This window comes from Allopusillimonas soli, assembly GCF_004153445.1.
GTDB lineage: Bacteria > Pseudomonadota > Gammaproteobacteria > Burkholderiales > Burkholderiaceae_B > Allopusillimonas > Allopusillimonas soli.
The window spans coordinates 600,833-610,075 of the sequence record NZ_SDQC01000002.1 but is presented as its reverse complement, the minus strand read 5'-3'; the positions used below and the strand labels follow the sequence as shown (position 1 = coordinate 610,075).

8 protein-coding genes are annotated in these 9,243 nt (G+C 59.3%); 4 read left to right on the top strand and 4 right to left on the bottom strand.

Annotation, left to right across the window (positions count from 1 at the left end):
- The first annotated feature begins 20 nt into the window (after window positions 1-20).
- From ERD78_RS08670 to ERD78_RS08660, 3 genes are all read left to right on the top strand, one after another.
- On the top strand, window positions 21-668 hold the full coding sequence (locus ERD78_RS08670) for a SecDF P1 head subdomain-containing protein (RefSeq protein ID WP_180029199.1): 648 nt from the start codon (window positions 21-23) through the stop codon (window positions 666-668).
- Between the two features lie 147 nt (window positions 669-815).
- Complete coding sequence (locus tag ERD78_RS08665; protein WP_129968863.1) at window positions 816-1,199, top strand: hypothetical protein; 384 nt, start codon at window positions 816-818, stop codon at window positions 1,197-1,199.
- Between the two features lie 116 nt (window positions 1,200-1,315).
- Entirely contained in the window at window positions 1,316-2,608 is a 1,293-nt protein-coding gene (locus ERD78_RS08660; RefSeq protein ID WP_129968862.1) for an aspartate carbamoyltransferase, read from the top strand.
- A gap of 79 nt (window positions 2,609-2,687) precedes the next feature.
- Here ERD78_RS08660 and ERD78_RS08655 read toward each other — a convergent pair whose 3' ends face one another.
- From ERD78_RS08655 to ERD78_RS08640, 4 genes are all read right to left on the bottom strand, one after another.
- Entirely contained in the window at window positions 2,688-3,590 is a 903-nt protein-coding gene (locus ERD78_RS08655; RefSeq protein WP_129969111.1) for a recombination-associated protein RdgC, read from the bottom strand.
- Window positions 3,591-3,941: 351 nt separating this feature from the next.
- Complete coding sequence (locus ERD78_RS08650; protein WP_167668896.1) at window positions 3,942-5,567, bottom strand: MFS transporter; 1,626 nt, start codon at window positions 5,565-5,567, stop codon at window positions 3,942-3,944.
- A 158-nt stretch (window positions 5,568-5,725) separates the two neighbouring features.
- On the bottom strand, window positions 5,726-7,222 hold the full coding sequence (locus tag ERD78_RS08645; protein WP_129968861.1) for a sensor histidine kinase: 1,497 nt from the start codon (window positions 7,220-7,222) through the stop codon (window positions 5,726-5,728).
- Between the two features lie 14 nt (window positions 7,223-7,236).
- Complete coding sequence (locus ERD78_RS08640; protein ID WP_129968860.1) at window positions 7,237-7,926, bottom strand: response regulator transcription factor; 690 nt, start codon at window positions 7,924-7,926, stop codon at window positions 7,237-7,239.
- Between the two features lie 218 nt (window positions 7,927-8,144).
- Between ERD78_RS08640 and recA the strand changes: the two genes are divergently transcribed.
- The gene (gene recA, locus ERD78_RS08635) at window positions 8,145-9,233 is read left to right on the top strand and encodes a recombinase RecA (protein ID WP_129968859.1); all 1,089 of its coding nucleotides are present in this window, start codon (window positions 8,145-8,147) and stop codon (window positions 9,231-9,233) included.
- Window positions 9,234-9,243 lie beyond the last annotated feature (10 nt).

Below are 9,243 nucleotides of genomic sequence, written 5' to 3'. Positions count from 1 at the left end.
GTTGCAGAGGGGAAGTATTCATGAAGACTGTTCGCATGTTGGGTCGTTTTGTCGCTCCATTGAGCCTGGTGGTTCTTGCCGCATGCCAGACTGCGCCCACAAAGCAGACCACGCAGGCGCCGGCGGGCGATACCACCACCTCGCAGGCGCAGCAGACGGCGCCCACGACCCCGGCGCCTCAGGAGCAGGCGCGCCAAGGGGCGCCGGTAGCGGTATTCATTGCCGATACCGCGGTGCAGACGGGTTGGACGCCTGTAGACATCAACGCGGGCAAGCTGTATGTCAACCCACGGCCAGTCATTACGCGTGCGGATCTCACGGGCGTCCAGGCAGGTTCAAATAAAGAAGGCGAGGGCTTGCTTGCATTGCAGTTGAATGCGGCGGGGCAGAGCAAGATCACCGACGCCACCACACAAAACCCTAACAAACGCCTTGCATTGGTCGTTGGGCGCACGATGCTGGCCGCTCCCAGTTACACCAAGCCGGTCAGTTCTGATCATCTCATTTTCGCCGTAGGCACGGAGGCCAACGCAACAGCCGCCGCGCGCGCGATCGCTGGCGTGCCCCAGGACGGTTCGGGTGACGCAGGTACGGCGCCTGCGGGCAGCACGGGCGGTGCGCCGGCCACTGGCACGGGGACGACTGGCGCAGGCACAAGCGCGCAGTAATTGTCCGTGTTTTTTGTGGGTTTATGGCGGCGCCCCGAAGGGCGCCGTTTTCATGGCATGCTGGGGACGCATCGCAGGATATCGCAATGGCATGGTAAAAATGCACAGTATTATTCTCCAGGCCATCGCGCATGTACGCATATTGTCATGAACTCCATACCTGAACATCGCGAAAGCGCCATACGCGCGCTGGCGTCCACACTGACGTTGTGCTTCAAATTTCTGGCATGGGCCAATGGCTTGGGCCTGGCAACTGTCTTTGCCTGCGGCACAGGTGTCATCGCCGTGGACTTGGCTGCGGTCTGGCTGCGTTTTCCCATGGCGGTTTTCCTGGCGGGTCTTGCTTTGGCGGTGCTGGGCCTGCTGTGGTCATATCCCGTGCAGGGCAGTCTGCTATATCAGGCCATCAATGGTCGTGCCCGTCGCACGCATTGGATTCCGCTCTTCTGTACCTTGTTGGCCTACGCTTTCAGTCTTCTTGCCTTTTGCATCGGCTGTTGGTTCTTCCAGGCTTTGCTTGAAGCGCTGTAGGGTTGGTGTTGTTTTCTTGCTTGTAGCAGGAAAAATACTCGTCTCCTGTTGTTTGCCGCAATAAAATATACGCATTGCGCATATATGTTTGGCGGAATTTCCTACAGGACCAAATCATGACTGTTTCCCAGCAGGTGTTTCTTCGCGATGCCATGCGTCGCCTCAACCTCACTCGCGATGTTTTCGCCGGCCGCATCGGCGTCAAACGGCGCGCGCTCGACACCTGGTTGTTGCCGGAGGGCTCCCAGGAATACCGCAGCATGCCCGAGGTGGTTGGTCGTTTTGTGACTGAAATCGTGGAAAACGATGCATTGCTGCAGAAGTACGCGCAGCGGGCGCAGTCGGGGCCACTGCGAAATCGCATTGCGGCGGAAGGCAAGCATCAATTGCTGTCGGTAGACCAGTTCACGCGTGAGTCAGTCGAGGATTTATTTCGCGTTGCGGATCAGATGCAGCCTATTGCTCGTCGCCAGAAAGTGTCGCGTGTGCTGGAGGGAGCCGTCCTGGGCAATTTGTTCTTTGAAGCCAGCACAAGAACGCGCGTCAGTTTCGGCTCGGCATTCTGCCGCCTGGGTGGCTCGGTGTGTGATACCACCGGATTTACCTTTTCGTCCATGGCCAAGGGGGAGTCCATTTACGATACCAGTCGTGTCATGAGCGGCTATGTCGATGCAATGGTGATACGCCATCCTGAAAAAGGTTCAGTGGCGGAGTTTGCGCGTGCGACAAATATTCCTGTTGTGAACGGCGGCGATGGACCCGGCGAGCATCCCAGCCAGGCGCTGCTTGACCTTTACACCATCCTCACCGAGTTTTCACGTCTGGGTAAGCTGTTGGACGGGGCGCACATTGCCCTCGTGGGCGACCTGAAATACGGGCGTACTGTGCACTCCCTGATCAAATTATTGTCGCTGTACCGCGGGCTCAAGTTCACGCTGATTTCTCCGCATGGGCTGGAAATGCCTCCGTATATCCTGGACCAGGCCAGTACGCGAGGGCATGTCATCGAGCAAACGCATTCTTTGCAGGAGGGATTACCGGGGGCGGATGTCATCTATGCAACGCGCGTGCAGAAAGAGCGCTTTTCCGCCGAGGAGCTCGAAGGCTATAGCCCAGACTTCCAGGTCAACAAGGCCATTGTCGACGCGTGCTGCGGGCCGGATGTCATCGTCATGCATCCTTTGCCCCGCGACAGCCGCGAGGGCGCCAACGACCTCAGTGTGGATCTGAACCATGATCCGCGCCTGGCGATCTTTCGTCAGACCGACAATGGCATACCGGTACGCATGGCCATTTTTGCCGTGCTGCTGGGCGTGGAAGGCCTTGTGCAGCATTCATTGCGTGACGTGACCTGGAGTCCGCCATCGCATGTGGGTCCCGACGACAGCGTATTTCACGGGCTTGATTGATCAGGATTTCGGCACCAGGCAAGTGCCTTGAAACGGGCTGGAGCGACGGGTCTTGGGGTGCGGAGAAGCGGGCCGGGCTTCAGCCGCCCTGGTGTTCTCCGCCCAGCGCTTCGACCAGGGCCTCGATCATATTGCCAAGTTCTCCCGTCATCAGCGTGAAATCGGCATCGAACTGCTCCGCTTCATTACGACCGGCGTTGTCCGGGTTTTCCTTCAATACGTCGAGCGGCGCCACGCGCTTGATGTCCAGATTTTCGGTCAGCACAAATGAGACGCGGTCCGCCCATGTCAAGGCCAGGCGTGTGCACTGTTTTCCCGACTGCACATGGCGGCGCACATCGTCGAGCTCCACACTCTGGCGGACATAGCGCACCGCCGCTCCGCTATCGCTGGTCGAACGCAATTCGGTGTCCTGGTCGATGGTGAAACCAGAAGGCGCTTCATCGCCGATCAGCCAGTTGGTCATGGCCGCCGCAGGCGATTGCGCAACATGCAACGGCGATACGGGTAGCGACTCAAGGGACTTGGCGAGCATTCCGAGCACTTCGTCGCTCTTGGCCGCAGCCGCTGCATCGATAACCAGCCAATGACGCCGCGTATCAAGCCATACCCGTGTGTCCCGATAAATACTGAATGCCTTTGGCAGCAAGTCGTCGGTGACTTGTTCCTTGATTTCCTTCATTTGGCGCCGTCCGGGTTTGAAGCCTTGCTGCTCTTCAAGCTCCTGTGCCTTGGCGCGGGCAAACTGATTGATGACTGTGGTGGGCAGCAGTTTTTTCTCCGCCCGCAGCGCAATGAGAAACTGGCCGTCGAGGGTGTATGCAAGACCGCTGTCCTCGCGCGGCGCCACCCAGCCCAGGCTTTGCATGTCACGGCTGCCCCCTGGCTGAAAGGCCTGTCGAGCCAAGGCTGTTTCCAGCGTCTCGGTGGTGCATTTCCAGGAGGGGGCCAGGCGATATAAACGAAGATTCTTGAACCACATATGCAGATTTGGGATTGGCATGCCAGCACGCCGTCTATTGGATAGTGGTTGCTGGCGAAATGAGAGCAATGATTGTAAGCGCATTTTTGCCGATGTCTGGCCTGCTGCGCGCATTTGTCCATCTGGGCGTCGGTCGGTGGACAAAAAAATGGCCCGGAATGTCGAAGCACCGGGCCATCAGAGGAGCACACAATGTTGCGCTAAAAGGCTCGCGGGGGGCGCAACATCGGTGATAAAAAGGGCTGAGCCGGATCCGACCGGGGGATCAGACGTCGGTTGCCGGAAAGCATCCCCTTCTATGCTTTGCATTCTAAACAGGGTCCGCTGACGTTCGCCTGAAACGGCGCGCCATCAGGCGTTTATATCGTTCCCACGGGTCTCGCGCACAAACAGCACGCCGATGATAAAGGTGGCGATCGCAATGGAAATGGGATACCAAAGACCAAGGTAGATGTTGCCGGTCGCGGCAACGATGGCAAACGCGCCGGTTGGAAGAAAGCCTCCAAACCATCCATTGCCGATATGGTAGGGCAGACTCATGGAGGTGTAGCGAATACGGGTGGGAAACATCTCGACCAGCATGGCGGCGATAGGCCCATACACCATGGTGACCAGCACCACCAGTACGGTCAGCAGCAGGACAACGGCAATGTAATTGATGCGCGAAGGGTCGGCCCGGGCGGGGTAGCCATGGCTGCGTATGGCCTCGGTGAGCGCGCGCGACAATTCCGCCGATCGGGCGGCGAATTCCGCCTTGGCCATGCCCAGGCCTTCGAAAGACGGAAAGACGTCCGTGCCGATCCGCGCGCTGGCTATGGTGCCAGGCGGTGAGGCGACATTGGTGTAGTTGACCGAGTTGCTCGCCATAAACGCCTTGAGGATGTCGCACGAACTGCGAAATGACGCCGTGCCGACTGGGTTGAACTGAAATGAGCAGGCTGCGGGGTCGGCCACGATGGTCACGGGCGCCGTGGCCAGAGCCTGCTCCAGTGCGGGATTGGCGTAGTGGGTGATGGCCTTGAATATCGGAAAATACAGTAATGCCGCAAGGAGGCAGCCGGTCATGATGATGGGCTTGCGGCCTATGCGGTCCGACAGCGCGCCGAACAGCACAAAGCAGGGCGTGCCCAGCAGCAGTGCGAGCCCGAGCATGACATTGGCGGTGTTGGCCTCGATAAACAGCGTCTTGGTCAGAAAGAACAATGCATAGAACTGGCCCGTGTACCACACTACCGCCTGTCCTGCTGTGAGGCCGAACAGCGCAAGCAGCACGATTTTCAGATTGCTCCAGCGTCCGAAGGAGTCCTTGATGGGGGCTTTCGATCCCCGCCCGTCTTCTTTCATCTTGCGGTATACCGGCGATTCATTCAATCGCATGCGTATCCACACAGAAATGCCCAGCAGCACGACGGAGATAAGAAAGGGAATGCGCCATCCCCAGGCCAGGAAGGCTTCCTCGCCCAGCGAAGCGCGGATGCCCAGCACGACCAACAGCGACAGAAACAGGCCCATGCTGGCCGTGGTCTGTATCCACCCAGTGTAGAATCCGCGCCGGTGCGCCGGTGCGTGCTCTGCGACATATGTGGCGGCGCCGCCATATTCACCGCCAAGTGCCAGGCCTTGCAGCAGGCGCAGGACCACCAGTATGACCGGTGCAGCCATGCCTATCGATGCATAGGACGGCAACACGCCCACCAGAAAGGTGGAGAGTCCCATGATGAGGATGGTGATCAGAAAGGTGTATTTACGCCCCACCAGATCGCCCAGGCGGCCGAAGACCAGGGCGCCGAATGGCCTGACGGCAAAGCCGGCCGCAAAGGCAAGCAGCGAGAAGATAAAGCCCGCGGTCGGATTGACGCCGGAGAAAAAGTGAGCCGCCACCACGGCGGCCAGCGAGCCGTACAGGTAAAAGTCATACCATTCGAAGACAGTGCCCAGCGATGACGCGAAAATGACGCGCCGCTCTTCATGCGTCATGGGCCTGCTTGTGCCGCCGATGGGCTGCATGTCGTGCGGATCGCCTGGCACCGAAATGATGCGCACGTGCTCTTGTGTCTCCATGCCCTTTCTTGTGTTTCCCTTGCTGGGGACGCCGGCCGCCCGCTTTTTTCGTGAGCCGCGCCGCCTTTGCCCCGCTATGTCAGCCGGCGTCTTGCCCCGTCTATGCAATTGAAGCTGATACGTATGCACGTCCCCGACGTGCCCCGCTTGCCGGTGGGTGTCATGAACGCAATGCCTGCCTTGTGCAGATCCGCAATCTCCTTCACGATGGACAGGCCGAGGCCGCTGCCATCGATATCGCTGCCCAGAATGCGATAGAAGCGGTCGAATACCTTCTCCTGTTCATGAGCCGGAATGCCAGGCCCAGAGTCCTGCACTTCCAGATAGGCAGAGAGTGCGTCGCCGCCTACCCGGACAGTGATCGCGCTGCCGCGGGGACTGTACAGAATGGCATTTTCGATCAGGTTATTCAACATTTCCGCCAACATCAGGGGATCGCCATCGATCAATGCGGGCCGCGGGGCGCGTTCGACGCCCAGGTCGATGCGTTTCTTGATTGCCGCGTCAACCCAGGCCGAAGTCTGATTTTCAACCAGGCTGTTCAGGTCCACATCCTGCATGGGACGATGCCCAGGCGTGTCCGCACTTTCGGCTCGAGCCAATGCCAGCATCTGGTTGACCAGGCGGGTGGCACGCTCCGAGCCGCGGACCAGTTGCTTCAGGCTGGCGTCCATTTTCTCCGGGTTGCGCTCGCGCAATGCCAGCTCGGCCTGGGTGCGCATGCCAGCCAATGGCGTCTTGAGCTGATGCGCGGCATTGGCCACGAAGCGGCGTTGAGCCTGGTTGGCCGCAGCCAGCCGAGCCAGCAGACTGTTCATGGCTGCGACCAGGGGCACGATCTCGGCTGGCGCAAGATCGGCCTTGATGGGAGAGGTGTCATTCGCGCGCCGGCGCCGCATGCGTTCCTGGAGGAGATTGAGCGGTTCCAGGCCCTGTGTCAGCCCGAGTCCGGCCAGCAGCGCCGCCAGGGGCAGCACAATCAGTTGAGGAGTCAGCATGCCAGTCAGGATCTCCTGCTGCAGGGTGGCGCGCATTTCATTCGATTGGGCGACCACCGTCAGGAACGGCATGCCTGTGGCGTCGCGGCCACCCCATACATAGGCCACGCGTATGCTGCGTCCGTCGAGTGTTTCATTGCGCAGGCGTATCTGGTTGTGTTCGTACGTCCAATTGTCTGGAAGAGGAATATTGCCATTCCCGCCCAGTGAATTACCATTGGCGTCGCGGATTTCCCAGTGTATGAAATGGGTCTGGTCACCCTGCATGATGGTGATGGCGGAGGCGGAGAGCTGAAGGCCGTTCAGAATGGACTGCTGTTCCACCTCGTGGCGCAGCATGCGCAGGTGATCGGTGAGCGCCCGGTCGTAGGGGGCATTGGCGATGTTCTGGGCAATGAAGTACGTGATGACCAGCCCGATGGTCCAGAGCAGGAACAAAGGGCCGAACATCCAGATGATGATTTTGTTCAGCAGCGAGCCATGGGGCTTGCGACGCCGGATGCGCCTGAACCAGCCCGGCCGCGTGCTTGCCTGGTCGGTGGTCTGCTCCAGTATGTCGGGATCGATCAGCATGCGAGGCCGTCCGTTCAGGCGGGAATGGCGTCGCTGCGATTCTCGGGTTCCAGGCAGTAGCCCAGGCCGCGCACCGTGACGATGCGTGCGCCGCTTGGCTCTATTTTCTTGCGCAGCCGGTGTATGTAGACTTCGATGGCGTTGGGTGTGACTTCCTCGCCCCATTCGCACAGCAGATCGACGCATTGATTCTTGCTGACCATGCGGCCGCAGCGCGACAGAAAAATTTCCAGCAGGCTGGTTTCCCTTGCGGACAGCTCGAGCGGTTGTCCATCGATACAGGCCATGCGCCCGTTAAGGTCGAACGTCAGTTTTTTATGGGTGAGAACCGTGGAGGCAACCCCCGCACCGCGCCGGGCCAGTGCGCGAACCCGGGCCTCGAGCTCGGACAGCTCGAAAGGCTTGGCCATATAGTCGTCTGCCCCCAGATCCAGCCCCATGACACGTTGCTCCACCGCGTCGGCGGCCGTTAGAATGAGCACAGGAATCAGCGTATTGCGCCGCCGTAGTTCGCGCAGCACCGACAGGCCATGCATCTGCGGCAGGTCGAGGTCCAGGATCAGCAGATCGAAGGCCTGCGCCTTCAGGGCGGAATCCGCGCTGGAGCCATCATGCACGACATCGACGGCATACCCGTCGTAACGCAACGAGCGGGACAGGCCGTCTGCCAGAATACTGTCGTCCTCGGCAATCAGGATATGCATGTCATACGGAATCGATACAGGTGCGTGTGCGGAAGGCTTTTTATTCTTGCATGGTGCGCCGACACTGAACAGTCAGGGTTAACGATGTATGCAGCTATGAATCTGTTTATATATACAGTATAATTGATGCCATAATTATTCTATTCTCTATCGCCTCCGTGCAGATTGGCCTTGCGGCCAGGGCACACCATTCATTTGCCATTACAGCCAAGGATCTTATGGACGACAAAAACAGCAAAGCCGCCAACGAACGCAACAAGGCGCTGGCTGCCGCCTTATCCCAGATTGAAAAGCAATTTGGCAAGGGCTCCGTCATGCGCTACGGCGACAACGCCATTGAGCACGACATCCAAGTGGTTTCCACGGGGTCGCTGGGGCTTGACATCGCATTGGGCGTCGGTGGCCTGCCGCGTGGCCGCGTCATCGAGATCTACGGCCCCGAGTCGTCGGGCAAAACCACGCTTACCCTGCAGGTCATCGCCGAAATGCAGAAAATTGGAGGCACCTGCGCCTTCATTGATGCCGAGCATGCGCTTGACGTGCAGTACGCTTCGGGCCTCGGGGTCAACCTCGAGGATCTGCTCATTTCCCAACCCGATACCGGTGAGCAGGCCCTTGAAATCACCGATGCGCTCGTGCGCTCGGGGTCGGTCGACCTTATCGTGATCGACTCGGTCGCCGCGCTGGTGCCCCGGGCCGAGATCGAGGGCGACATGGGCGACTCTCTTCCAGGGCTTCAGGCGCGTCTTATGAGCCAGGCGTTGCGCAAGCTCACGGCCACCATCAAGCGCGCCAACTGCATGGTCATTTTCATCAACCAGATCCGCATGAAAATCGGCGTCATGTTTGGCAGCCCCGAGACAACCACCGGCGGCAATGCCCTCAAGTTCTACTCGTCCGTACGGCTGGATATCCGCCGCATAGGCTCGGTCAAGAAAGCGGATGAAGTTCTCGGCAACGAAACCCGGGTCAAGGTGGTCAAAAACAAGATTGCCCCGCCTTTCAAAGAAGCTACATTCGACATCATGTATGGCGCAGGCATTTCGCGCGAAGGCGAAATTATCGATCTTGGCGTCGAAGCTGGTATTGTCGACAAGGCTGGTGCCTGGTACAGCTACAGCGGCACGCGTATCGGCCAGGGAAAGGACAACGTGCGCGAGTATCTCAAAGAGCACCCCGACATGGCATTCGAGATCGAGAACCGCGTGCGCGAACAGTTCGGTGTAGCAACACTGCCTCAGGCCGCCGGCAGCAAAGCGACTCAGGCCGCCGGCAGCAAAGCGGTTTCGGCGCAAGCCGGGGAATAGGCTGCGGCGG

Excerpts from the sequence above, each read along its gene's own strand:
- ERD78_RS08640 (WP_129968860.1), bottom strand. The coding sequence starts at position 7,926 with ATGCATATCCTGATTGCCGAGGACGACAGTATTCTGGCAGACGGCCTG.
- ERD78_RS08655 (WP_129969111.1), bottom strand. The coding sequence starts at position 3,590 with ATGTGGTTCAAGAATCTTCGTTTATATCGCCTGGCCCCCTCCTGGAAA.
- ERD78_RS08645 (WP_129968861.1), bottom strand. The coding sequence starts at position 7,222 with ATGCTGATCGATCCCGACATACTGGAGCAGACCACCGACCAGGCAAGC.
- ERD78_RS08650 (WP_167668896.1), bottom strand. The coding sequence starts at position 5,567 with ATGACGCATGAAGAGCGGCGCGTCATTTTCGCGTCATCGCTGGGCACT.
- ERD78_RS08670 (WP_180029199.1), top strand. The coding sequence starts at position 21 with ATGAAGACTGTTCGCATGTTGGGTCGTTTTGTCGCTCCATTGAGCCTG.
- ERD78_RS08665 (WP_129968863.1), top strand. The coding sequence starts at position 816 with ATGAACTCCATACCTGAACATCGCGAAAGCGCCATACGCGCGCTGGCG.
- ERD78_RS08660 (WP_129968862.1), top strand. The coding sequence starts at position 1,316 with ATGACTGTTTCCCAGCAGGTGTTTCTTCGCGATGCCATGCGTCGCCTC.
- recA (WP_129968859.1), top strand. The coding sequence starts at position 8,145 with ATGGACGACAAAAACAGCAAAGCCGCCAACGAACGCAACAAGGCGCTG.